General features: G+C 60.5%; 20 protein-coding genes. 19 read left to right on the top strand and 1 reads right to left on the bottom strand.

Annotation, left to right across the window (positions count from 1 at the left end):
* Positions 1-9: 9 nt before the first annotated feature.
* Positions 10-579 (top strand): lipocalin family protein, encoded by a 570-nt coding sequence (locus J4D25_RS13095; RefSeq protein ID WP_057712393.1) that lies wholly within the window; start codon positions 10-12, stop codon positions 577-579.
* A gap of 114 nt (positions 580-693) precedes the next feature.
* On the opposite strand, the gene J4D25_RS13090 is transcribed toward J4D25_RS13095, so the two are convergent.
* On the bottom strand, positions 694-2,058 hold the full coding sequence (locus J4D25_RS13090; RefSeq protein ID WP_057712392.1) for a formimidoylglutamate deiminase: 1,365 nt from the start codon (positions 2,056-2,058) through the stop codon (positions 694-696).
* 146 nt (positions 2,059-2,204) lie between these two features.
* Between J4D25_RS13090 and hutC the strand changes: the two genes are divergently transcribed.
* The 18 genes from hutC to mdoH all read left to right on the top strand — a co-directional run bounded on the left by hutC (position 2,205) and on the right by mdoH (position 25,462).
* Entirely contained in the window at positions 2,205-2,915 is a 711-nt protein-coding gene (gene hutC, locus J4D25_RS13085) for a histidine utilization repressor (RefSeq protein WP_173677901.1), read from the top strand.
* Entirely contained in the window at positions 2,912-3,481 is a 570-nt protein-coding gene (locus J4D25_RS13080) for a HutD family protein (RefSeq protein WP_057712391.1), read from the top strand. Before hutC ends, J4D25_RS13080 begins: the two co-directional genes overlap by 4 nt.
* A gap of 496 nt (positions 3,482-3,977) precedes the next feature.
* The gene (gene hutU / locus J4D25_RS13075; protein WP_057712390.1) at positions 3,978-5,660 is read left to right on the top strand and encodes a urocanate hydratase; all 1,683 of its coding nucleotides are present in this window, start codon (positions 3,978-3,980) and stop codon (positions 5,658-5,660) included.
* Between the two features lie 157 nt (positions 5,661-5,817).
* Complete coding sequence (locus J4D25_RS13070; RefSeq protein WP_057712389.1) at positions 5,818-7,287, top strand: cytosine permease; 1,470 nt, start codon at positions 5,818-5,820, stop codon at positions 7,285-7,287.
* 69 nt (positions 7,288-7,356) lie between these two features.
* Positions 7,357-8,325 (top strand): ABC transporter substrate-binding protein, encoded by a 969-nt coding sequence (locus tag J4D25_RS13065; protein ID WP_057712388.1) that lies wholly within the window; start codon positions 7,357-7,359, stop codon positions 8,323-8,325.
* A gap of 70 nt (positions 8,326-8,395) precedes the next feature.
* Positions 8,396-9,247, top strand: coding sequence for a proline/glycine betaine ABC transporter permease (locus J4D25_RS13060; protein ID WP_057712387.1), 852 nt, complete (start codon positions 8,396-8,398; stop codon positions 9,245-9,247).
* The gene (locus J4D25_RS13055; protein ID WP_052961897.1) at positions 9,244-10,074 is read left to right on the top strand and encodes a glycine betaine/L-proline ABC transporter ATP-binding protein; all 831 of its coding nucleotides are present in this window, start codon (positions 9,244-9,246) and stop codon (positions 10,072-10,074) included. The genes J4D25_RS13060 and J4D25_RS13055 overlap by 4 nt, the downstream gene beginning before the upstream one ends.
* A 150-nt stretch (positions 10,075-10,224) precedes the next feature.
* A complete protein-coding gene (hutH, locus tag J4D25_RS13050; protein ID WP_057712386.1) occupies positions 10,225-11,748 on the top strand; it encodes a histidine ammonia-lyase in 1,524 nt (507 codons plus the stop codon).
* Positions 11,749-11,867: 119 nt separating this feature from the next.
* On the top strand, positions 11,868-13,400 hold the full coding sequence (hutH, locus tag J4D25_RS13045; RefSeq protein WP_057712385.1) for a histidine ammonia-lyase: 1,533 nt from the start codon (positions 11,868-11,870) through the stop codon (positions 13,398-13,400).
* Positions 13,401-13,509: 109 nt separating this feature from the next.
* Positions 13,510-14,916, top strand: coding sequence for an amino acid permease (locus J4D25_RS13040; RefSeq protein WP_057712384.1), 1,407 nt, complete (start codon positions 13,510-13,512; stop codon positions 14,914-14,916).
* A 17-nt stretch (positions 14,917-14,933) separates the two neighbouring features.
* The gene (gene hutI / locus J4D25_RS13035; RefSeq protein WP_057712383.1) at positions 14,934-16,139 is read left to right on the top strand and encodes an imidazolonepropionase; all 1,206 of its coding nucleotides are present in this window, start codon (positions 14,934-14,936) and stop codon (positions 16,137-16,139) included.
* A 10-nt stretch (positions 16,140-16,149) separates the two neighbouring features.
* Entirely contained in the window at positions 16,150-16,953 is an 804-nt protein-coding gene (gene hutG / locus J4D25_RS13030; protein WP_057712382.1) for an N-formylglutamate deformylase, read from the top strand.
* 264 nt (positions 16,954-17,217) lie between these two features.
* A complete protein-coding gene (locus J4D25_RS13025) occupies positions 17,218-18,174 on the top strand; it encodes a choline ABC transporter substrate-binding protein (protein WP_057712381.1) in 957 nt (318 codons plus the stop codon).
* A gap of 161 nt (positions 18,175-18,335) precedes the next feature.
* Positions 18,336-19,253 carry an alpha/beta hydrolase gene (locus J4D25_RS13020; RefSeq protein ID WP_057712380.1) on the top strand — a complete coding sequence of 306 codons (918 nt, stop codon included), beginning with the start codon at positions 18,336-18,338 and terminating at the stop codon, positions 19,251-19,253.
* Positions 19,254-19,357: 104 nt separating this feature from the next.
* Complete coding sequence (pip, locus tag J4D25_RS13015) at positions 19,358-20,329, top strand: prolyl aminopeptidase (RefSeq protein ID WP_057712379.1); 972 nt, start codon at positions 19,358-19,360, stop codon at positions 20,327-20,329.
* On the top strand, positions 20,326-20,763 hold the full coding sequence (gene dtd, locus J4D25_RS13010; RefSeq protein ID WP_057712378.1) for a D-aminoacyl-tRNA deacylase: 438 nt from the start codon (positions 20,326-20,328) through the stop codon (positions 20,761-20,763). Before pip ends, dtd begins: the two co-directional genes overlap by 4 nt.
* 321 nt (positions 20,764-21,084) lie before the next feature.
* Entirely contained in the window at positions 21,085-22,899 is a 1,815-nt protein-coding gene (locus J4D25_RS13005; RefSeq protein WP_057712377.1) for a glucan biosynthesis protein G, read from the top strand.
* Positions 22,892-25,462, top strand: a complete 2,571-nt coding sequence (gene mdoH, locus J4D25_RS13000) for a glucans biosynthesis glucosyltransferase MdoH (RefSeq protein ID WP_057712376.1) — start codon at positions 22,892-22,894, stop codon at positions 25,460-25,462. The genes J4D25_RS13005 and mdoH overlap by 8 nt, the downstream gene beginning before the upstream one ends.
* Positions 25,463-25,519: the final 57 nt, after the last annotated feature.

Here is a 25,519-nt window from a genome sequence, read left to right as displayed (position 1 = left end):
AGAAAAATAATGAAGCGGTTATTGATCATCCTTTTTGCCGGCCTGGTGTTGGCCGGCTGTGCCACGTCTGGCCAGGACCCATTGGCCCCCAAGACGGTCAATAGCGTCAACCTCAAGCGCTACCAGGGCACCTGGTACGAGCTGGCTCGTATGCCGATGTACTTCCAGCGCGACTGCGCGCAGTCCGAAGCCCATTACACGCTCAAGCCCGACGGCAACCTCGCAGTGCTGAACCGCTGCCTGACGGCGCAGTGGCAATGGGAAGAGGTCAAGGGCACGGCTTATCCACAGGTGCCCGGCAAGAGCGACAAGCTGTGGGTCGAGTTCGATACCTGGTTTTCCAGGCTGATTCCGGGTTCGGCGAAGGGCGAATACTGGGTGCTGTACGTCAGCGATGACTACAAGACCGCCATCGTCGGTGACCCGAGCCGCAAGTATCTGTGGCTGTTGTCGCGCACGCCGACCGTGAACGGTGTGGTGCGTGAGGAGTTGCTGAGCAAGGCACGTCAGCAGGGGTACGACACCACGCGGCTGATCTGGCGGGCCTCGGAAAAGCAGATGGCCGAGACGTCCAACTGATTACAGATAACACTGTGGGAGCGAGCTTGCTCGCGATAGCGGACTGTCAGACAACATCAATGTTGAATCTGATGGCCCTATCGCGAGCAAGCTCGCTCCCACAGTTGTTTTGTGTCAGCCCAGGAGTTCGCGCAGGACTTGAGTGAAGGCGCGATTGCTTTCTTCCTCATCAGCATGCCGTCCATCCCGCACAACCCACTGGCCGTTCACCAACACGTCCCGCACCTGACGATCGCCACCGGCAAACAGCCAGCGATTAAGAATCCCGTCGCCATTGGCTGTCGCCAGATACGGATCGTTGCCGTCCAGCACCAGCCAATCTGCGCGCTTGCCGACTTCCAGGGCGCCAATCGGCTGACCCAGCGCCTGGGCACCACCATCCAGCGCGGCATCAAACAGCGTGCGGCCGACCATTGGCTGATCTGCGCCGTACAAACGATTACGCCGCTGATCACGCAGACGCTGGCCGTATTCCAGCCAGCGCAATTCTTCCACCACGCTCAACGACACATGGCTGTCGGAACCGATGCCCATGCGGCCGCCCTGGGCGAGGAAATCCACCGCCGGGAAAATCCCGTCGCCCAGGTTCGCTTCGGTGGTCAGGCACAGGCCGGCGATGGCGCGGCTCCTGGCCATCGACGTGACTTCTTCCGGGTTGGCGTGGGTCGCGTGGACCAGGCACCAGCGCTGGTCGACTTCGACGTTTTCGTACAGCCATTGCAGCGGACGACGACCGCTCCAGGTCAGGCAGTCGTCGACTTCCTTCTGCTGCTCGGCGATGTGGATGTGCACCGGGCATTGTTTGTCGCTGGCGGCCAGCACTTCGCTGATCTGTTGCGGCGTGACCGCGCGCAGCGAGTGGAAACACAGGCCCAGGGCCTGCGCCGGCTGCTGCGCCAGGAGCGGTTGCAGGCGCGATTGCAGCTTGAGGTAATTTTCGGTGCTGTTGATGAAGCGACGCTGACCTTCGTTCGGAGTCTGGCCGCCGAAACCGGAGTGGCTGTAGAGCACCGGCAGCAGGGTCAGGCCGATACCCGCGGAACCTGCGGCCTGGCTGATACGCAGGGCCAGTTCGGCCGGGTCCGCGTAAGGCTGGCCACTGATGTCATGGTGTACGTAATGAAATTCCGCCACCGATGTGTAACCGGCCTTGAGCATTTCGATGTACAGCTGACGGGCGATGACGCCGAGTTGTTCCGGGCTGATTTTTCCGACGAGGCGATACATCAGGTCGCGCCAGGTCCAGAAACTGTCGTTCGGATTTCCCGCCACTTCCGCCAGCCCGGCCATGGCCCGCTGGAAGGCGTGGGAGTGTAAATTCGGCATACCCGGCAGCAGCGGACCGCTTAGCCGTTCGGCGCCATCTGCGTTGGAATCGGCCTGGATATGGGTCAAAACGCCGTCGGCGCTGACCTCAAGACGTACATTGTTGGCCCATCCACTAGGCAGCAGCGCGCGTTCGGCAAAGAAGGCGGACATGGTTCAGCACCCCATCGTGTGTTATTTGTATATACATATACAGACGTTTGCCTGCCCGGTAAACTCCGGCAAGCTAGCGACATCTACTAAACGACCAAGGATTAACCGTGCCGACTCCGCCTCCAGTCTCTCCGTTGGCCGCGAACATGGGCGACAGTCCGGCGCCCCTGTACGCCCGCGTCAAACAAATGATCACCCAGCAAATCGACAGTGGAAACTGGCCGCCGCACTATCGTGTGCCGTCGGAAAGCGAACTGGTCAGCCAGTTGGGCTTCAGCCGCATGACCATCAACCGCGCCCTGCGCGAGATGACCGCCGATGGCCTGCTGGTGCGCATGCAAGGCGTCGGCACGTTCGTCGCCGAGCCGAAAAGCCAGTCTGCCCTATTTGAAGTGCACAACATCGCCGACGAAATCGCCTCTCGCGGTCATCGCCACACCTGCAAGGTCATCACCCTTGAAGAAGAGGCCGCCGGCTCCGAGCGCGCCCTGGCCCTGGACATGCGCGAAGGGCAGAAGGTGTTCCACTCGCTGATCGTGCATTTCGAAAACGATATTCCGGTGCAAATCGAAGACCGTTTCGTCAATGCGCTGGTGGCGCCGGACTACCTCAAGCAGGACTTCACCCTGCAAACGCCCTACGCCTACCTGAACCAGGTCGCGCCGCTGACCGAAGGCGAGCACGTGGTCGAGGCGATCCTGGCCGAGTCGTCCGAGTGCAAGTTGCTGCAGATTGAAAAGGGCGAGCCGTGCCTGCTGATCCGTCGCCGCACCTGGTCCGGCCGTCAGCCGGTGACCGCCGCTCGCTTGATCCACCCCGGTTCCCGTCATCGTCTGGAAGGTCGGTTCCATAAATGAATCAGTTAAAGGTTTTACGCGCCAAGGATTACCCGCGCATGCCGTGGAAAAACGGCGGCGGCAGCACCGAAGAAATCACCCGCGATGCCGGCACCGGTCTGGATGGCTTTGGCTGGCGCCTGTCGATTGCCGACATTGGCGAATCGGGCGGGTTTTCCACCTTCGCCGGTTACGAGCGAGTGATCACTGTTTTGCAGGGCGACGGCATGAGCCTGACGGTGGATGGCCAGGATACTCGGCCACTGTTACCGCTGGACCCATTTGCCTTCAGCGGTGAAAGCAAGGTTTCCTGCACATTGCTCGGCGGTGCGATTCGCGATTTCAACCTCATTTACGCACCGCTGCGTTACGCCGCGCGGTTGCAGTGGTTGTCGGGCGAGCAGCGGTTTTTCAGTGAGGCGGGGACTGTGCTGGTCTTCAGTATCAGCGATGCGCTTGAAGTGAAGGTCGGTACCAGCGCTTCGCAACTGGGTCGCCATGATTGCCTGCAACTGGTCGGTAACACCGGATTGCTGGAAGTCTCCAGCAATGGCGCCTGCTGCGTGATCGAACTCGTCGCACGCTGATACACCATCCCTGTAGGAGCGAGCTCGCTCGCGAATAACCCAAATTCGCCGCTGGGCATCTGGTTCTACGCGTTATCGTTCACGACCATCGCGAGCAAGCTCGGCTCCTGCAGGGGCCATGTTTGCCCGCGATGTTGTGCTACCCCTCAGACCGTTTCCGTCCGCGCACCAACTTGTTACCGAATGCCCCAGCGTGGCGCAAAACCACGCTCAAGTAACAATCCGCCTATCCTCCAAAAAATCCCCTCGAAAAATTTCATCTACGCCAAAACCCTTGTTCCAAGGGCTCTCCAGCTGTTTCCGAACTTTTCTTGAATGCTCATCCAACAAGTTGGCCGCTTGATTGCATATGCTTGTATGTACAAGTAAAGACGTATGCGTATGAGTCACGAAGACTCAACCATCGTCCACTGATTCGCCGGTGTGCACTGATGCCCATTGGCTTGCTCGCCCACTGCCTGGGTTGGTTTGGATTGATTGCTGAGGAGTTCTTTTCGTGACCGAGAATAAACGTACCAAGTTTCGCGACGTCGAAATCCGTGCCGCACGCGGTAACAAGCTGACCGCCAAGAGCTGGCTGACTGAAGCGCCGCTGCGCATGCTGATGAACAACCTCGACCCGGAAGTCGCCGAGAACCCTAAAGAACTGGTGGTTTACGGTGGTATCGGTCGCGCTGCACGTAACTGGGAATGCTACGACAAGATCGTCGAAAGCCTGACCAACCTGAACGACGACGAGACCCTGCTGGTGCAATCCGGCAAGCCGGTCGGCGTGTTCAAGACCCACAGCAACGCCCCGCGCGTACTGATCGCCAACTCCAACCTGGTTCCTCACTGGGCGAGCTGGGAACACTTCAACGAACTGGACGCCAAAGGCCTGGCCATGTACGGCCAGATGACCGCCGGCAGCTGGATCTACATCGGCAGCCAGGGCATCGTCCAGGGCACCTACGAAACCTTCGTTGAAGCTGGTCGCCAGCACTACAACGACAACCTGACCGGCAAGTGGGTACTGACCGCTGGCCTGGGCGGCATGGGTGGTGCTCAGCCTCTGGCTGCAACCCTGGCTGGCGCTTGCTCGCTGAACATCGAATGCCAGCAGGTCAGCATCGATTTCCGTCTGAAAAGCCGCTACGTCGACGAGCAAGCCAAAGACCTCGACGACGCACTGGCCCGCATCGCCAAATACACCGCCGAAGGCAAAGCGATTTCCATCGCGCTGCTGGGCAACGCGGCTGAAATCCTGCCTGAACTGGTCAAGCGCGGCGTGCGCCCGGACATGGTCACCGACCAGACCAGCGCCCACGACCCGCTCAATGGCTACCTGCCAGCCGGCTGGACCTGGGACGAATACCGCGCTCGCGCCAAGACCGAACCTGCTGCCGTGATCAAAGCCGCCAAGCAATCGATGGCCGTGCACGTTAAAGCGATGCTCGACTTCCAGAAGCAAGGCATCCCGACCTTCGACTACGGCAACAACATCCGTCAGATGGCGCAAGAAGAAGGCGTGGAAAACGCATTCGACTTCCCGGGCTTCGTACCGGCCTACATCCGTCCGCTGTTCTGCCGTGGCATCGGCCCGTTCCGTTGGGCTGCACTGTCGGGCAACGCTGAAGACATCTACAAGACCGACGCCAAGGTCAAGGAACTGATCCCGGACGACGCCCACCTGCACAACTGGCTGGACATGGCCCGCGAGCGCATCAGCTTCCAGGGTCTACCGGCACGTATCTGCTGGGTTGGCCTGGGCCTGCGCGCCAAGCTGGGTCTGGCGTTCAACGAAATGGTCCGTAGCGGCGAGTTGTCCGCGCCAATCGTGATCGGCCGCGACCACCTGGACTCCGGTTCGGTATCGAGCCCGAACCGCGAAACCGAATCGATGCAGGACGGTTCCGACGCCGTTTCCGACTGGCCACTGCTCAACGCTCTGCTCAACACCGCGAGCGGCGCGACCTGGGTGTCCCTGCACCACGGCGGCGGCGTCGGCATGGGCTTCTCCCAGCATTCGGGCATGGTGATTGTCTGCGACGGTACTGACGAAGCGGCCGAGCGTATCGCTCGCGTGCTGCACAACGACCCGGCCACTGGCGTCATGCGTCACGCCGATGCCGGTTACCAGATCGCCATCGACTGCGCCAAGGAACAAGGGCTGAACCTGCCGATGATTACCGGCAAATAACGCTGTACGGCTTTATGTGGGAGCGAGCTTGCTCGCGATGAGGGCGGCACATTCAACCTCTTCGTTGACTGTAAAACTGCTATCGCGAGCAAGCTCGCTCCCACAGAAGCCAACACCGACAACCGATATACCTATAACAATCCACAGAGGTTGAATCATGGCTGTTAACAGCGAACGTGCAGGCAACAAACCGTTGATCGAGAAGCGTTCGATCGACTACATCCCGGAAGCGGAAAGACACGGTCGTCTGTTTAGCCAGTTCACCCTGTGGATGGGTGCCAACCTGCAAATCACCGCGATTGTCACTGGTGCATTGGCGGTGGTGCTTGGCGGTGATGTGTTCTGGTCGTTGATCGGTCTGTTGATCGGCCAACTGCTCGGCGGTGGCGTAATGGCGCTGCATGCGGCGCAAGGCCCGAAGCTTGGCCTGCCGCAGATGATTTCCAGCCGGGTACAGTTCGGCGTGTACGGCGCGGCCATCCCGATCGTGCTGGTCTGCTTGATGTACCTGGGCTTCACTGCAACGGGAACCGTGTTATCCGGCCAGGCGCTGGGCCAGTTGTTTGGCGTCAGCGACAGCGTCGGTATCCTCATTTTTGCCAGTGTCATCGTGCTGGTCACGGTGCTCGGTTATCGGGTGATCCATTGGATCGGCCGAGTTGCCAGCGTCATCGGTGTGATTGCCTTCGTTTATCTGTTCTGGCGCCTGATGAGCCAGACCGACGTCGGCGCTCTCCTGCAAATCCGTCACTTCAGCTGGAGCAGCTTCCTGCTGGCGGTGTCGCTCGCGGCGTCCTGGCAGATCGCGTTCGGCCCTTACGTGGCTGACTACTCACGCTACCTGCCGAGCAATATCTCCTCGGTGAAAACCTTTTTCGCCGCAGGTGCGGGTTCGGTCATTGGCGCACAGGTGGCGATGGTCCTCGGCGTGTTCGCTGCCGCTTCGGCCAACGGGCAATTCGCCGGTCACGAAGTGGCCTACATCGTTGGTCTGGGCGGTACCGGTGCCACTGCTGCGCTGCTGTACTTCAGCATCGCGTTCGGCAAGGTCACCATCTCCACGCTGAACTCCTACGGTAGCTTCATGTGCATTGCGACCATCATCAGCGGTTTCCGTGGTGACCTGAAGGTGACGCACTTGCAGCGTCTGGTCTTCGTGCTGGTCATCGTCGGTGCTGCGACTCTGATGGCGTTGCTCGGTCAGCACTCGTTCCTCGGCGCGTTCAAGTCTTTCATCCTGTTCTTGCTAGCGTTCTTTACCCCCTGGAGCGCGATCAATCTGGTGGACTACTACTGCATCACCCGCGAGCGCTATGACGTACCGGCTCTGGCCGATCCGAATGGTCGCTACGGTCGTTGGAACCTCCTCGGTATCAGCGTCTATGTGTTCGGTGTGCTGGTGCAGCTGCCGTTCATCTCCACTAAGTTCTATACCGGTCCGCTGGTGGCGGCCCTGGGTGATGTGGATATTTCCTGGGTCATCGGCCTGGTGCTTCCCGCCGCCCTGTATTACCTGTGTGCAAAAAAATGGCACGGCACAGTGCCTGATCGTTTGATCCTGCCGGTCGAGCAGGGCGCGATCACCGAACAAAAGCTGAATGTCGGTCGCGCTGCGGCGCAGGCCTGATTGGACGTGGACAGGGCTGGATGCCTCTTGACTGCCGTAAGCCAATTCATGATTAGGAGCGTCATAACAATGAAATCGAACAAGACCCTGCTGACCGCATTGCTATCCATGGGCCTGCTGGCCAGCGCTGGCGCCACTCAGGCGGCGGGTTGGTGCGAGTCGGGCAAACCGGTGAAGTTCGCCGGTTTGAACTGGGAAAGCGCCATGCTGCTGACCGACGTGATGCAAGTCGTGTTGGAGAAAGGCTACGACTGCAAGACCGACAGCCTGCCGGGCAACTCCATCACCATGGAAAACGCCCTGAGCAGCAACGACATTCAAGTGTTTGCCGAAGAGTGGGTCGGCCGCAGCGAAGTCTGGAACAAGGCCGAGAAGGCCGGCAAAGTCGTCGGTGTCGGCGCCCCGGTTGTTGGCGCGATCGAAGGCTGGTACGTGCCGCGCTACGTGATCGAAGGCGACGCCAAGCGTAAGCTGGAAGCCAAGGCTCCGGACCTGAAAAACATTGCTGACCTGGGCAAATACTCGGCGGTGTTCAAGGACGCCGAAGAGCCTTCCAAGGGCCGTTTCTACAACTGCCCGGCCGGCTGGACCTGTGAGCTGGACAACAGCGAAATGCTGAAAAGCTACGGCCTGGAAAGCACCTACACCAACTTCCGCCCAGGCACCGGCCCGGCGCTGGATGCCGCTGTGCTGTCGAGCTACAAGCGTGGCGAGCCGATCCTGTTCTACTACTGGTCGCCAACGCCTTTGATGGGCCAGATCGACGCGGTGAAACTCGAAGAGAAACCAGGCGTGAACAAGACAGTGACCATCAAGGTCGGCTTGTCCAAGACGTTCCACGACGAAGCGCCTGAACTGGTGGCCGTGCTGGAAAAGGTCAACGTGCCAATCGACCTGCTGAACCAGAACCTTGGGCGCATGACCAAAGAGCGGATCGAATCACCAAAACTGGCCAAGATCTTCCTGAAGGAACATCCTGAAGTCTGGCACGCATGGGTGAGCGAAGACGCAGCCAAGAAAATCGACGCGGCCTTGTAGGTTGGGCTTCTCCGGCTGTCGGCAACGGCAGTCGGACGCTTGATCGCAACCCCTTGATTGAGAGTCTCTTATGTTTCCCGAAAGCTTTACCTTTTCCATCGCCGACTGGGTCAACGGTTGGGTCGATTCGCTGGTTACCAACTACGGCGACGTTTTCCGCAGCATCTCCGACACCTTGCTGTGGGCCATCGTCAATCTTGAAGGCCTGCTGCGTGCTGCACCCTGGTGGCTGATGCTGGCCATCGTGGCCGGTGTAGCCTGGCACGCGACCCGCAAGGTCGTGACCACTGCCGTCATCGTTGGTTTGCTGTTCCTGGTGGGGGCGGTCGGCCTCTGGGACAAGCTGATGCAGACCCTGGCGCTGATGATGGTGGCGACGATCATTTCGGTGTTGATCGGCATTCCGCTGGGCATTCTCTCGGCGCGCAGCAACCGCCTGCGTTCGGTGCTGATGCCGTTGCTGGACATCATGCAGACCATGCCGAGCTTCGTGTACCTGATCCCGGTTCTGATGCTGTTTGGCCTGGGCAAGGTCCCGGCGATTTTCGCCACGGTGATCTACGCCGCACCACCGCTGATCCGTCTGACCGATCTGGGCATTCGCCAGGTTGACGGCGAAGTGATGGAAGCGATCAACGCCTTCGGTGCCAACCGCTGGCAGCAACTGTTCGGCGTGCAACTGCCACTGGCCCTGCCGAGCATCATGGCCGGGATCAACCAGACCACCATGATGGCCCTGTCGATGGTGGTGATCGCCTCGATGATCGGTGCCCGTGGCCTGGGTGAAGACGTGCTGGTAGGGATTCAGACCCTCAACGTCGGGCGTGGCCTTGAAGCCGGTCTGGCGATCGTGATTCTGGCTGTGGTGATCGACCGCATTACACAGGCGTACGGTCGCGCACGGCATGAGGTGAGCAAATGAACAACGCAACCGTGAGCAAGATCGAAGTCAAGAACGTCTTCAAGATTTTCGGCAACCGTTCCAAGGATGCGCTGGCCATGATCGGCCAGGGCAAGACCAAGGACCAGGTCCTGGCCGAAACCGGCTGCGTGGTCGGCGTGAACGACCTGTCGCTGAGCATCGGCAGCGGCGAGATCTTCGTGATCATGGGCCTGTCGGGCTCAGGCAAGTCGACCCTGGTGCGCCACTTCAACCGCCTGATCGACCCGACCAGCGGCGCGATCCTGGTGGACGGCGTGGACATCCTGCAATACGACATGGAAGCCCTGCGCGAATTTCGTCGGCGCAAGATCAGCATGGTGTTCCAGAGCTTTGGCCTGTTGCCGCACAAGAGTGTGCTGGACAACGTCGCCTACGGCCTGAAAATCCGTGGCGAAAGCAAAGCCATGTGCGCTGAGCGTGCGCTGCACTGGATCAACACCGTGGGCCTCAAGGGCTACGAAAACAAATACCCGCACCAGCTATCCGGCGGCATGCGTCAGCGTGTGGGCCTGGCCCGCGCCCTGGCGGCGGACACTGACATCATCCTGATGGACGAAGCGTTCAGCGCCCTCGACCCGCTGATCCGCGCGGAGATGCAGGACCAGTTGCTGGAACTGCAAAAGACCCTGCACAAGACCATCGTCTTCATCACCCACGACCTCGACGAGGCTGTGCGCATCGGCAACCGCATCGCGATTCTCAAGGACGGCCGCCTGATCCAGGTCGGCACGCCAAGAGAGATCCTGCATTCGCCGGCGGATGAGTATGTCGACCGCTTTGTGCAGCGTCGGGCGGCGGTGGTTTAAAAGGTTTGTGCCGGCTGTGCTGGCCCCATCGCGAGCAAGCTCGCTCCCACAGTGGATCCCCGGTGTTCACAAAACCTGTGGGAGCGAGCTTGCTCGCGATGAGGCCGGTAAAGATGCATCAATATTCAGGTTTGTACGCAGAGGTTGAAGATGTCCCAGGCTGAAAAAATCGTTATCACCGAGTCGCAGGTCAGTTGGCAGGATGTGGTCGCCGTTGCTCGTCATGGCGCACAGCTTGAACTGTCGGCACCGATCTGGGCGCGCATCGAAAACGCACAGGCCATCGTCCAGCGCATCGTCACCAGCGGCGAACGTGCCTACGGCATCAACACCGGCCTGGGCGCGCTGTGCAACGTTTCGCTGCAGGACGAACAACTCAGCCAGTTGTCGCGCAACACCTTGCTCAGCCACGCTTGCGGCGTGGGTGTACCGCTGACCGACGAGCAGACCCGCTCGATCATGTGCGCGGCCATCGTCAACTACAGCCACGGCAAATCCGGCCTGCACCGTCAGGTCGTCGAAGCGCTGCTGGCGTTGCTCAACCGGGGCATCACCCCGCAGGTGCCGTCCCAGGGTTCGGTGGGTTATCTGACTCACATGGCGCACATCGGCATCGCGCTGCTGGGCGTGGGCAATGTCAGCTATCGCGGGCAGATCGTTTCCGCGCAGCAAGCGCTGGCCGAAGAAGGTCTGCAACCAGTCAAGCTCGGTGCCAAGGACGGTTTGTGCCTGGTCAACGGTACGCCGTGCATGAGCGGCCTGAGCTGCCTGGCGATTGCCGATGCCACGCGCCTGCTGGAATGGGCCGACGTGATCGGCGCCATGAGCTTCGAAGCCCAGCGCGGGCAGATCGATGCGTTCGACGCGGAGATCATCGCGCTCAAGCCGCACCCGGGCATGCAACAGGTCGGGATCAACCTTCGGGCCTTGCTCGACGGCAGCGAAGTGATCGCCCAGAGCAAAGGCATTCGCACCCAGGATGCCCTGAGCATTCGCTCGATCCCGCAGGTGCACGGTGCTGCGCGCGATCAACTGGTGCACGCGATCAAACAGATCGAAACCGAGCTCAACGGCGCCACCGACAACCCGCTGGTGCTGGGCACAGCGGACAATTACCGCGTGGTGTCCCAGGCCAACCCTCATGGCCAGTCCGTGGCAATGGCGGCGGACCTGCTGGCGATCGCCATGGCGGAAATCGGCTCCATCGCCGAGCGTCGTCTAGACCGTTTGATCAACCCGCACGTCAGCGGCCTGCCGGCTTTCCTGGTGGCCAACCCGGGCGTGAACTCCGGGATGATGATCGTGCAATACGTGGCCGCTTCGCTGTGCGCGGAGAACCGTCAACTGGCGCAACCGGCAGTCCTCGACAATTACGTCACTTCCGGTCTTCAGGAGGATCACCTGAGCCTGGGCACCAACGCTGCGCTGAAGCTGCATCGCGCGCTGGAAAACTGCACGCAGATCCTCGCCATCGAGTATTTGCTGGCGGCCCAGGCGTTTGAATTCTTGAAGGAACAACGCTTTGGTGCGGGCACCGATACCGCTTGGCGTCTGCTGCGTGAGCGAGTTCCTGCCTACGACCAGGACCGTTGGCTGGCACCAGACATTGCCGCCGCTGCCAGTGTTCTGAAAGACCCTGTTTTGCTGCAAAAAACCTTACCGAATCTGAATTGATTTCCCTATAAAACCAGCGTGCCAAGGCGCCACCCCCTCAAAAAGGGGGAAGCGACGGACAACGGACATCTCCGGAGCGTCTGGTTAGTTAATAGCTAACTCTCAAAAGGAGCACAAAAATGACTGCGCTAAATCTGATTCCCGGCCAACTGACCCTCGCCCAACTGCGTGACGTCTATCAGCAGCCGGTGAAACTGACCCTCGACAACAGCGCCTCGGCCCAGATCGAAGCCAGCGTTGCCTGCGTGGAACAGATCCTCGCCGAGAACCGCACCGCCTACGGTATCAACACCGGTTTCGGCCTGCTGGCCTCGACCCGCATTGCCAGCGAAGACCTGGAAAACCTGCAGCGCTCGCTGGTGCTGTCCCACGCCGCCGGTGTCGGCCAGCCGATCAGCGATGAGCTGGTGCGTCTGATCATGGTGCTCAAGGTCAACAGCCTGAGCCGTGGTTTCTCTGGCATCCGTCGTGTGGTGATCGACGCGCTGATCGCCCTGATCAATGCCGAGGTTTACCCGCACATTCCATTGAAAGGCTCGGTCGGTGCTTCCGGTGACCTGGCGCCTCTGGCCCACATGTCGCTGGTGCTGCTGGGTGAAGGCAAGGCTCGCTACAAGGGCGAGTGGATGGAAGCCACCGAAGCGCTGAAAGTTGCTGGTCTGACCCCGCTGACCCTCGCCGCGAAAGAAGGCCTGGCACTGCTCAACGGCACTCAGGTGTCCACCGCATTTGCCCTGCGTGGCCTGTTCGAAGGTGAAGACCTGTTTGCTGGTGCCCTGGCACTGGGCGGCCTGACCGTTGAAGCGGTCCTGGGCTCGCGTTCGCCGTTCGACGCCCGTATCCATGCTGCCCGTGGCCAGAAAGGCCAGATCGACGCCGCCGCCGCTTATCGCGATCTGCTGGGCGAGCGCAGCGAAGTCTCCGACTCCCATGAAAACTGCGAGAAGGTACAAGACCCGTACTCCCTGCGTTGCCAGCCACAAGTCATGGGTGCCTGCCTGACCCAGTTCCGTCAAGCGGCCGAAGTATTGGCGATCGAATCCAACGCCGTTTCCGACAACCCGTTGGTTTTCGCCGCTGAAGGTGACGTGATCTCCGGTGGCAACTTCCACGCCGAGCCGGTTGCCATGGCCGCTGACAACATGGCATTGGCCATCGCTGAAATCGGTTCCCTGAGCGAGCGCCGTATCTCGCTGATGATGGACAAGCACATGTCGCAACTGCCGCCGTTCCTGGTGGCCAACGGCGGTGTGAACTCCGGCTTCATGATCGCCCAGGTGACCGCGGCGGCATTGGCCAGCGAGAACAAGGCGTTGTCCCATCCGCATTCGGTGGACAGCCTGCCGACTTCCGCCAACCAGGAAGACCACGTGTCGATGGCTCCGGCGGCTGGCAAGCGCCTGTGGGAAATGGCCGAAAACACCCGTGGGATTCTCGCGGTGGAATGGCTGGCGGCAGTCCAGGGCCTGGACCTGCGCAATGGTCTGAAGACTTCGCCAAAACTGGAAAAAGCCCGTGCCATTCTGCGTAACGAAGTGCCGTTCTATGAGAAGGACCGCTTCTTTGCACCGGATATCAACGCTGCGAGCGAGTTGCTGGCTTCCCGTTGCCTGAACGAGCTGGTTTCGGCGAAGTTGCTGCCTAGCCTGTAATTGCCCCTTCGCGAGCAGGCTCGCTCCCACAGGTGCATGCCACCCAATGTGGGAGCGAACTCGCTCGCGATTCGATTTTGCGTCGGATAACAATAATTAGGGACGAGAAATGCAACAGCCAGAAAAAGGTTTGAAACGCGGGCTCTCTGCCCGACATATTCGCTTCATGGCGCTGGGGTCGGCAATCGGCACCGGGCTGTTTTATGGTTCTGCCTCGGCCATTCAAATGGCCGGTCCTGCGGTGCTGCTCGCTTACCTGATCGGTGGCGCGGCGGTGTTCATGGTCATGCGCGCCCTCGGTGAGATGGCGGTGCACAACCCGGTGGCCGGCTCTTTCGGCCAGTACGCCAGCACCTACCTGGGGCCGATGGCGGGCTTCATCCTCGGTTGGACCTACGCATTCGAAATGGTCATCGTCGGCATGGCCGATGTCACTGCATTCGGTATCTACATGGGCTTCTGGTTTCCGGAGGTTTCCCGCTGGATCTGGGTGCTGGGTGTCGTTTCCATCGTTGGCGGCCTGAACCTGTGCAACGTCAAAGTCTTCGGTGAAATGGAGTTCTGGCTGTCGCTGCTCAAGGTCGCCGCCATCGTCGCGATGATCCTGGGTGGTTTCGGCATCATGTGGTTCGGCATCAGCTCGGCCCCCGGCCAAGCGACCGACATCAGCAACCTCTGGAGCCACGGCGGCTTCATGCCCAATGGCATGGGCGGTCTGATTGCTTCGTTCGCGGTGGTGATGTTTGCGTTTGGCGGTATTGAAATCATCGGTGTAACGGCAGGTGAAGCCAAAGACCCGCAGCACGTGCTGCCCCGGGCGATCAATGCTGTACCGTTGCGGATCCTGCTGTTCTATGTGCTGACGATGCTGGTGCTGATGTCGATCTTTCCATGGCAGCAGATCGGCAGCCAGGGCAGCCCGTTCGTGCAGATTTTCGACAAGCTGGGGATCAGCTCGGCGGCCACCATCCTCAACATCGTGGTGATCACGGCGGCGATTTCGGCGATCAACAGTGACATCTTCGGCGCTGGCCGCATGATGTTCGGTCTGGCCCAGCAAGGGCATGCACCCAAAGGCTTCGCCCGCCTGTCGCGCAATGGCGTGCCATGGATGACGGTGGTGGTGATGAGTGCCGCGCTGTTGCTGGGCGTGTTGCTGAACTACCTGATCCCGGAAAACGTGTTCCTGCTGATCGCTTCCGTCGCGACCTTTGCCACGGTGTGGGTCTGGTTGATGATTCTGGTGACCCAAGTGGCCATGCGCCGGTCCATGAGCGCCGAGCAGGTTGCACAACTGAAGTTCCCGGTACCGCTCTGGCCTTATGCGCCGGCGGCGGCGATTGCCTTCATGCTGTTCATTTTCGGCGTGCTGGGCTATTTCCCGGACACCCAGGCAGCGCTGATCGTCGGCGTGGTCTGGATCGTGTTGCTGGTGCTGGCTTACCTGACGTGGGTGAAACCGGCGGCGGGCCAGGCAGCCCTGGTGACGCAGGATCCTAATTTTTCCCATCGATAACCTAATGGAGGCCAAGGATGAAAACTCTCTGGCAACACTGTCACGTCGCAACCATGGCACAAGGCGTCTACTCGATCATCGAGGATGCGGCCATCGTGACGTCAGGAGCGCACATTGAGTGGATCGGCCCGCGCGGTGAGTTGCCGGCGGGCGAGTACCCGGCCGTCAATGATTTGAACGGGGCCTGGGTCACGCCGGGCCTGATCGACTGCCACACTCACACGGTGTTCGGCGGTAACCGCAGCGGTGAATTCGAACAGCGCCTGCAAGGCGTCAGCTACGCGGATATCGCCGCCAGCGGTGGCGGCATCGCCAGCACCGTGCGCGCCACCCGCGCAGCCAGTGAAGATGAACTGTTCGCCAGTGCCGCCAAGCGCCTGAAAAGCCTGATGCGTGATGGCGTTACCAGCATCGAAATCAAGTCCGGCTACGGCCTGGACCTGGCCAACGAGCGCAAGATGCTGCGTGTGGCCCGTCGCCTCGGCGCCGAACTGCCGGTCAGCGTGCGCAGCACCTGCCTGGCGGCTCACGCCTTGCCGCCGGAGTACAAGGATCGCGCTGACGACTATATCGATCACATCTGCGCCGACATGCTCCCGGCCCTGGCTGCCGAAGGGCTGGTCGACGCCGTGGATGCGTTTTGCGAGTACCTGGCGTTCTCCCCGGCGCAGGTCGAGCGGGTGTTCATTACCGCCCAGGCACTGGGCCTGCCAGTGAAGCTGCACGCCGAGCAGTTGTCGTCGCTGCATGGCTCGAGCCTGGCGGCGCGTTACCACGCGTTGTCCGCCGATCACCTGGAGTTCATGACCGAGGACGACGCCATCGCCATGGCCAAGTCCGGTACGGTCGCGGTGCTGTTGCCCGGCGCCTTTTACTTCCTGCGTGAAACCCAATTGCCACCGATGGAAGCCCTGCGCAAACACGGCGTGAAAATCGCCATCGCCAGCGACCTCAACCCGGGCACCTCACCGGCGCTGTCGTTGCGCCTGATGCTGAACATGGCTTGCACCTGCTTCCGCATGACCCCGGAAGAAGCCCTGGCCGGCGCGACGATTCATGCCGCCACCGCGCTGGGCATGGCCGATACTCATGGTTCGCTGGAGGTCGGCAAGGTCGCGGATTTTGTCGCCTGGCAAATCGATCGTCCGGCCGACCTGTGTTACTGGCTGGGCGGCGACCTGGAAAAACGCGTCGTGCGCCACGGCGTCGAATCAAGTCTGTAGGAGATCTGTTGTGGATAAGGTTCTGAACTTCAAACAAGGCCGCGTACCGCTGCTGATCAGCATGCCCCACGCTGGTGTGCGCCTGACGCCTGCGGTCGAAGCCGGGTTGATCCCTGACGCGAAAAGCCTGCCGGACACCGACTGGCACATCCCGCAGCTATACGACTTCGCCGCGGAACTGGGTGCAAGCACCCTGGCGGCCGAGTACTCGCGGTTCGTCATCGACCTTAACCGACCGTCCGACGACAAGCCTTTGTACGTGGGCGCGACCACCGGCCTGTACCCGGCGACGCTGTTCGACGGCATTCCGTTGTTCCGCGAAGGGCTGGAGCCTTCGAAAGAAGAGCGCGCGACCTATCTGGAGCAGATCTGGACGCCATACCACAGCACCTTGCAGCAGGAACTGGCGCGACTGAAGGCCGAGTTCGGCTATGCGCTGCTGTTCGATGCGCACTCGATCCGCTCGATCATCCCGCACCTGTTCGACGGCAAGTTGCCGGACTTCAACCTCGGCACCTTCAACGGCGCCAGTTGCGATCCACAGCTTGCGACCCGACTGGAAGCGATCTGCGCGCTTCACGACAACTACACCCACGTACTCAACGGGCGCTTCAAGGGCGGGCACATCACCCGCCATTACGGTAATCCGGCCGAGAACATCCACGCGGTGCAACTGGAGTTGGGGCAGTGCACCTACATGGAAGAGTTCGAGCCGTTCCGCTATCGCCCGGATCTGGCGGAACCGACGCGGTTGGTGCTCAAGGAGTTGCTGCAAGGCTTGCTGGCCTGGGGTGAAAAACACTACAAGCGCTAAAGCCTGACGCGTAACCCTGTGGGAGCGAGCTTGCTCGCGATAGCGGTCTGTCTGTTACATCTATGTCGACTGATCCACCGCCATCGCGAGCAAGCTCGCTCCCACAGGTAAGTGTTCATTTTGAAAGCGCGACGTAACAGTCGCCACCGTGCAAAACACGGTCGCCACAGGTCGCTTTTACCGCTCGTCTGCTGCGTAATGTTCTGGCCACGGTGCACAAAGACACCGACCTCACAATAATCGCTGCCGCACGAGATGCTCTCTATGACAAGCACCAAAGGTTTGTTCGCCCGCTGTCTCTCAATCCTCTGCGGCACGGCTCTCCTGAGCACCGGCGCCCTGGCCGCGGACGACGCCTCCTGCAAAACAGTGCGCATGGGCGTGGTCAACTGGACCGATGTGATCGCCACCAGCGGCATGGCCGACGTGTTGCTCAATGGCCTCGGCTACGAAAGCAAACAGACCAGCGCCGTTCAGCAAATCATCTTCGCCGGGATCCGCGACAAGCGCCTGGACATTTTCCTTGGTTACTGGAAACCGGCGATGGACAAAAACATCGCGCCGTTCCTGGCCGCCAATCAAGTCAAAGTCATGGACAAGCCGAGCCTGGCCGATGCCCAGGCCACCCTTGCAGTCCCTGACTATGTAGCAGCGGCGGGCCTGAAGACCTTCTCCGACATCGCCAGATTCAAGGATCAGCTTGGCGGCAAGATCTACGGGATCGAGCCGGGCAGCGGCGCCAACACCACGATCAAGACCATGATCGAAACCAATCACTTCGGCCTGAAGGATTTCAAACTGATCGAGTCCGGTGAAGCCGGCATGCTCGCCGCCGTACAGCGCGCCGTGAATCGCAAGGAGTTCGTGGTGTTCGTCGGTTGGACTCCACACCCGATGAACATCAACATGAAGATCGCCTACCTGACCGGCAGCGAAGACGTGTACGGCCCGAATGAAGGTGCAGCGACCGTTTCCACCGTAACCGCGCCGGATTACGCCAAGCGCTGCCCGAACGTCAATCGACTGCTGGAAAACCTGACCTTCACCGCCGCCCAGGAAAGCCAGTTGATGGTGCCGATCATGGAGCGCCAAACGGCTCAGGATGTCGCGAAAAAATGGCTGCGCGAGCATCCGGAAGATCTCCAGCGCTGGCTGGCGGGTGTCAGCAGTCTTGATGGCAAGGATGGCGTGGCCACGGTTCAGGCCAGTCTGAAGAACTGACACCTTTCCAGATGTTTGCAAAACCTGTGGGAGCGAGCTTGCTCGCGATGGCGCCCTCACATTCAACATCTATGTTGCCTGTCAGTTCGCAATCGCGAGCAAGCTCGCTCCCACAGGTCATAAGTACGTCTTAAAAACCTGAACAGGCTTGCACCAGTCTTATGGCTCCTTATCCACTTTCCGAGCAGATGACGGCTTTCGTCGAGAAAACCGTCAGTTTCAACAGCACTGACGGCAGCCCCGACGGTCTGCGCCAGGCCTACAGCGAGATGTGCCGGGCATTCACGCCGCCGCGTCCCGCCGGGTTGTATGTGGTCGATTTCGAGTTGGCGGGGGTTGCCGTTCGTTCGTATCAGCCGCCGGTTTCACCTTCTGCTGGTGGCGTGCCGTGCATCGTCTATCTACATGGCGGTGGCTGGCTGGTGGGGGATCTGGATTCCCACGACTTCATTTGCGCGGAACTGGCCTCGACCCTCGGCGTGTTGGTGATCGCCGTCGATTACCGTCTGGCGCCGGAACATCCGTTTCCGGCGGCCTTCGACGATTGCCTCAAAGTCTGGCGAGCACTGCGTACCGGGCCGTTTAAACTTGACCCTGCGCGTACGCTGGTGGCCGGCGACAGCGCCGGTGGCAACCTCGCGGCAGCGTTGTGCCTGGCGCTGCGCGATGCCGGCGAGCCGGTGCCGTGCGCGCAGGTCCTGATCTATCCGGGGTTGGGCGGCGATCACCGGCTGCCGTCGCGCAGTGAGTGCATCGACGCGCCGTTACTCAGCAGCAGTGACGTCGATTGCTATCACTCGCTTTACCTGCAGGGCACCCGCCATCCGAATGCCTACGCCATGCCATTGCTCGCCACGGATTTCAGCAGACTGCCACCGGCATGGATCGCCGTGGCGCAATTGGACCCGTTGCGTGATGACGGTGTGCTGTATGCCAAGCGACTGAGTACTGCCGGCGTTGCTGCCACATTGTACGTCGGCGAGGGTTTGGTCCATGGCTGTTTACGGGCCCGCGGGCAGGTGCCCGAGGTCGATGCGCTGTACGAAACCCTGTTTGGTTATCTTGCGGAAAAACTCTGACTTCGCACGGGCATGCTCATTGACGTAATTCGGGTTTATGATGCCCAACGGCAGAATAATAGAAGTCCCCCCAGGGATGACCTCGACCCCTTACGGAGTGCGCAATGCAGACTTTGTACCCGCAGATCAAACCCCACGCCCGGCACGATCTGGCCGTCGACGAGACCCACACGCTGTATGTCGACGAAAGCGGTTCACCGGAAGGTTTGCCGGTGGTGTTCATCCACGGCGGCCCCGGTGCCGGATGTGATGCCCAGAGTCGGTGCTACTTCGATCCAAATCTTTATCGCATCGTCACCTTCGACCAGCGCGGTTGTGGTCGCTCGACCCCCCACGCCAGCCTGGAAAACAACACCACCTGGGACCTGGTCGCCGACCTCGAGCGGATTCGCCAGCATCTGGGCATCGACAAATGGGTGCTGTTTGGTGGCTCCTGGGGTTCGACCCTGGCGCTGGCCTACGCGCAAACCCATCCTGAGCGGGTACACGGCCTGATCCTGCGGGGGATCTTTCTCTGCCGTCCGCAGGAAATCGAATGGTTCTATCAGGCCGGCGCCAGCCGCCTGTTCCCCGATTACTGGCAGGACTACATCGCGCCGATCCCGCTGGACGAGCGCGACGATTTGCTCGCTGCGTTCCACAAACGCCTGGTCGGCAACGACCAGATCGCCCAGATGCACGCGGCCAAGGCCTGGTCGACCTGGGAGGGCCGCACCGCGACCCTGCGCCCTAACCCTCTGGTAGTCGACCGTTTCTCCGAGCCTCAACGTGCGTTGTCGATTGCCCGCATCGAATGCCACTACTTCAGCAACCACGCCTTCCTGGAGCAGAATCAGCTGATTCGCGACATGGGCAAGATCGCCCATTTGCCCGGCGTGATCATTCATGGTCGCTACGACGTGATCTGCCCGCTGGATAACGCCTGGGAATTGCATCAAGCCTGGCCGAACAGCGAACTGCAGGTCATCCGCGATGCCGGTCATGCCGCTTCCGAGCCTGGCATCACCGACGCACTGGTACGCGCCGCCAATCAGATGGCCCGGCGTCTGCTCGACCTGCCGCCTGAAGAAGCATGAAGGGCCTGCTGCAGCGGGTACGCGGCGCGCGGGTCGAGGTCGCGGGCGAGATCGTGGGTGCCGTCGATCAGGGATTGCTGGTCCTGGTAGCCGTCGAGCCCGACGATACGCGGGCCAGCGCTGACAAACTCCTTAATAAGCTGCTTAACTATCGGGTATTCAGTGACGCTGAGGGCAAGATGAATCTGTCCTTGGCGGATGTGGGCGGTGGGCTGCTGCTGGTCTCTCAGTTCACCCTGGCTGCCGATACAAAAAACGGGCTGCGTCCGAGTTTCTCGACCGCGGCCCCTCCGGCGTTGGGCGAGGAGCTGTTCGACTATCTATTAAGCAAAGCGAAACAGGTGCATGGCACTGTGGCATCAGGTAGATTCGGCGCGGATATGCAGGTGCACCTGGTCAATGATGGCCCGGTAACCTTCCTGTTACAGACCTGAAAGCGCTTGAAACAAGTTTTTACGCTCATTTCGACTGAAAACAGGGGTTTTTCGCGATAAATACTTTGTTACCCCTGATGCGTTGTAACGCGGCCTACTAGATAATCCCGCGCTACGGGGATCAGCGTTCGTTGGTCCATTTTGACTTAGGTAGAGACTTGTCCGGATCCGATTGGGGAATCATTTCGCCACAGCGGAGTCGGAACAATGCTCGCCAACTTGGCAAGAGTGGTTTGCAAGGGCGGTTTTTTCATACCGTACACCGTGCAGGCCCTTTAACTGGCCGTTGGTTTTTTGATCTGTTTTCGGCGAGGGTTGCTCGTGATTGTTAGTCCCTGTAACGCACCAAAATTGTCTGCCAAACGGTTACGCAGCGCCCTGGTAGCGGGCTCTGCACTGCTCTGCCTGCTCAGCGCCGGTCAGCTTTGGGCATTCAGTCTGGATGATGTATCGGTCAAGGCAAAAGAACTGGCCGCGCAGAAATTCGAAGCGCCGCGCAGTAACCTGCCGAACGAGTTCCGCGACATGAAATTCGCGGACTATCAGAAAATTCGTTTTCTGACGGAAAAAGCCGAGTGGGCTGACCAGAAGACGCCGTTCAAGCTGTCCTTCTATCACCAGGGCATGCATTTCGATACGCCGGTGAAAATCAACGAAATCACCGCGAACACCGTCGAAGAGATCAAATACGATCCGAGTCGTTTCGACTTCGGCGATATGAAGTTCGATCCAAAGGCCACCGAACAACTGGGTTATGCCGGTTTCCGTGTGCTGTACCCGATCAACAAGGCCGACAAGCAAGACGAAATCATGACCATGCTTGGCGCGAGCTACTTCCGCGTCGTCGGCAAGGGTCATGTCTATGGTTTGTCCGCTCGCGGCATGGCGCTTGATACCGCATTGCCGTCCGGCGAAGAATTCCCGCGTTTCCGCGAGTTCTGGATTCAGCAGCCCAAGCCGGGCGACAAGCACCTGGTGATCTTCGCCCTGCTGGATTCCCCTCGTGCCACCGGTGCCTACCGCCTGACCCTGCGTCCGGGCAGCGACACCATCGTCGACGTCAAAGCGCAGATGTTCCTGCGTGACAAGGTCGGCAAACTGGGCATCGCCCCGTTGACCAGCATGTTCCTGTTCGGCGCCAACCAACCGTCGAAAGTACTGAACTACCGTCGCGAGCTGCACGATTCCAGCGGCCTGGCGATCCATGCCGGCAACGGCGAGTGGATCTGGCGTCCGCTGAACAATCCGAAGCACCTGGCCGTGAGCAACTTCAGCGTTGAAAACCCGCGTGGCTTCGGTCTGCTGCAACGTGGCCGCGACTTCAGCCACTACGAAGACCTCGACGACCGCTACGACAAGCGCCCAAGCGCCTGGATCGAGCCGAAGGGTGACTGGGGCAAGGGCACGGTCGACCTGGTCGAGATTCCGACCGCCGATGAAACCAACGACAACATCGTTGCTTTCTGGAATCCGGAAAAATTGCCGGAACCTGGCCAGCCGCTCGATGTCGCTTATCGTATGCACTGGACCATGGATGAAGCCTCGATTCACGCGCCGGACAGCGCCTGGGTCAAACAGACCCTGCGCTCCACTGGTGACGTCAAACAGTCCAACCTGATTCGTCAGCCGGACGGCAGCGTTGCCTACCTGGTGGACTTTGAAGGCCCGTCCCTGGCGGCTTTGCCGGCCGAAGCGGACGTTCGCAGCCAGGTCAGCGTCGGCGACAACGCCGAGCTGGTGGAAAACAGCGTTCGCTATAATCCTGAAACCAAAGGCTGGCGCCTGACCTTGCGGTTGAAGATCAAGGATCCGAGCAAGTCCACGGAGATGCGTGCCGCGCTGGTGCAGAACATCGTGCCGGCGGACCTGGCCAAGACTTCTATTCCGTCGTCGAACTCGTCGGTTGCCAAGGCCGACAAGGTTGCCGCCAAGCAACAAGAGAAAGCGGACAAGGAAGCCAGGCAAGCGGAGGCCAAGCAGGCCGAAGCCAAGCCTGTTGCAGATGCCAAGGACAAGGCCAATAAAGACGCCAAGCAGCCTGTCGCTGCCGACGCGGCCCCAGCCACACCGGAATCGGCCCCGACTGAAGAAGTCCTGACCGAGACCTGGAGCTATCAGTTGCCTGCCGATGAGTAACTCTCAAGTACGGCCAGAAACTCTTTCCGAGTATCTGGCGCATCTGCCGATGACCGACCAGCAGCGCGCGGAACTCGCGGGCTGCAGGTCTTTCAGTGAACTGCATGAGCGTCTGTCGTCCTCGACTTTCGACGCGCCAGCCGAGGCCGCCCAGGCTTCGGTCGGCAAGCGCTTGACCCTGAGCACTGCCGAAGAATTGCAGGACGCCGAAATGCTGGTGCTCGACGCCAGCGGTCGCGTCTGCCTTAAGGCGACCCCACCGATTCGTCGGACCAAGGTCGTGCCGGAGCCGTGGCGCACCAATATTCTGGTGCGCGGCTGGCGGCGTCTGACCGGTCGCACCAATCCGCCGAAGCCGCCGAAAGACGAGAACGTGCTGCCGGCCGCGCGCTGGCGCACCGTCGGTTCGATCCGCCGCTACATTCTGCTGGTACTGATGCTCGGTCAGACCATCGTCGCCGGCTGGTTCATGAAAGGCCTCATGCCTTACCAGGGCTGGTCATTCGTCGACCTCGACGAAGTCTTGCACCAACCGTTACTGCAAACCGCCACCCAAGTGCTGCCATATGCATTGCAGACCAGCATCCTGATCCTGTTCGGGATCCTGTTCTGCTGGGTTTCGGCCGGTTTCTGGACCGCGCTGATGGGCTTTCTCGAGTTGCTAACCGGGCACGATAAATACCGCATCTCCGGTAAAAGTGCTGGTAACGAGCCGATTCCAAAGGATGCGCGCACCGCGCTGGTGATGCCGATCTGCAACGAAGACGTGCCACGGGTATTCGCCGGCCTGCGGGCGACCTTCGAGTCGGTTGCAGCCACGGGTGACCTGGACCGCTTCGACTTCTTCGTCCTCAGCGACAGTAACGACGCCGATATCTGCGTCGCCGAGCAACAGGCCTGGCTTGATGTCTGCCGCGAAGCCGGGGGCTTCGGCAAGATTTTCTATCGCCGCCGCCGTCGTCGCGTAAAACGTAAAAGCGGCAACCTCGACGACTTCTGCCGTCGTTGGGGCGGTGACTACAAGTACATGGTCGTACTCGACGCCGACTCCGTGATGAGCGGTGAGTGCCTGACCAGTCTGGTACGCCTGATGGAAGCCACGCCGGACGCCGGGATCATCCAGACCGCGCCGCGTGCGTCGGGCATGGACACCCTTTATGCTCGCATGCAGCAGTTCGCCACCCGCGTGTACGGTCCGCTGTTCACTGCCGGCCTGCACTTCTGGCAGTTGGGCGAATCGCACTACTGGGGCCACAACGCGATCATCCGCATGAAGCCGTTCATCGAGCACTGCGCCCTGGCGCCATTGCCCGGTAAAGGCGCATTCGCCGGTGCGATTCTGTCCCACGACTTCGTCGAAGCCGCGCTCATGCGTCGTGCCGGCTGGGGCGTGTGGATTGCCTACGATTTGCCGGGCAGCTATGAAGAACTGCCGCCGAACCTGCTGGACGAACTCAAGCGCGACCGTCGCTGGTGCCATGGCAACCTGATGAACTTCCGCCTGTTCCTGGTCAAGGGCATGCACCCGGTGCACCGCGCGGTGTTCCTGACCGGCGTGATGTCCTACCTGTCGGCGCCGTTGTGGTTCTTCTTCCTGGTGCTGTCGACCGCGCTGCTGGCGGTCAACACGCTGATGGAACCGCAATACTTCCTTGAGCCGCGTCAGCTCTATCCGCTGTGGCCACAATGGCATCCGGACAAGGCGATCGCGCTGTTCTCGACCACCATCGTGCTGCTGTTCCTGCCGAAGCTGTTGAGCATCATCCTGATCTGGGCCAAGGGTGCGAAAGAGTTCGGCGGCAAGTTCAAGGTGACCCTGTCGATGCTCCTGGAGATGCTGTTCTCCATGCTGCTGGCGCCGGTACGGATGATCTTCCACACCCGTTTCGTCCTCGCCGCGTTCCTCGGCTGGGCCGCAACGTGGAATTCCCCGCAGCGTGACGACGACTCCACACCATGGAGCGAGGCGGTCAAGCGCCACGGTCCGCAAACCTTGCTGGGCTTCTTCTGGGCCTTGCTGGTGATCTGGCTGAACCCGAGCTTCCTGTGGTGGCTGGTGCCGATCGTCGGTTCGCTGATGCTGTCGATCCCGGTGTCGGTGATCTCCAGCCGTGTCGGCCTGGGCCTGAAGTCCCGTGACGAGAACCTGTTCCTGATCCCTGAGGAATACAATCCGCCGCAGGCACTGCTGGCGACCGACCAGTACACCCACGAAAACCGCTGGCACGCGCTGAGCGACGGCTTCGTCCGTTCGGTGGTCGATCCACAGCAGAACGCCCTGGCGTGCTCGCTGGCGACTTCCCGTCACCGCGAGGCCGAGCCAATTGAATGGCTGCGGGTGGAGCGGGTACGCCACGCTATGAAGGTCGGACCGGAAGGCCTGACCAACAACGAGCGTGTGCAGTTGTTGAGCGACCCGGTGGCATTGGCCCGCCTGCATGAGCAGGTCTGGAACGAAGGCCATCCAGAGTGGCTGGGCGCGTGGCGCAAATCGGTGAAGGCCGACCCCCATGCACCGTTGTTGCCGCTCAAGCCGTTGAGCGTACAGCCTCAGTTGGCGTAATGAAAAAAACCGCGAAACAGACTGTGTGAAAACCTAGCAATCTACGCAGAGCCTAAA

Source organism: Pseudomonas sp. GW456-L13, assembly GCF_017350115.1.
GTDB classification, from domain to species: Bacteria; Pseudomonadota; Gammaproteobacteria; order Pseudomonadales; family Pseudomonadaceae; genus Aquipseudomonas; species Aquipseudomonas jessenii.
Note: the sequence above shows the minus strand (reverse complement) of the source record. Positions and strands in the feature narration are given on the sequence as shown.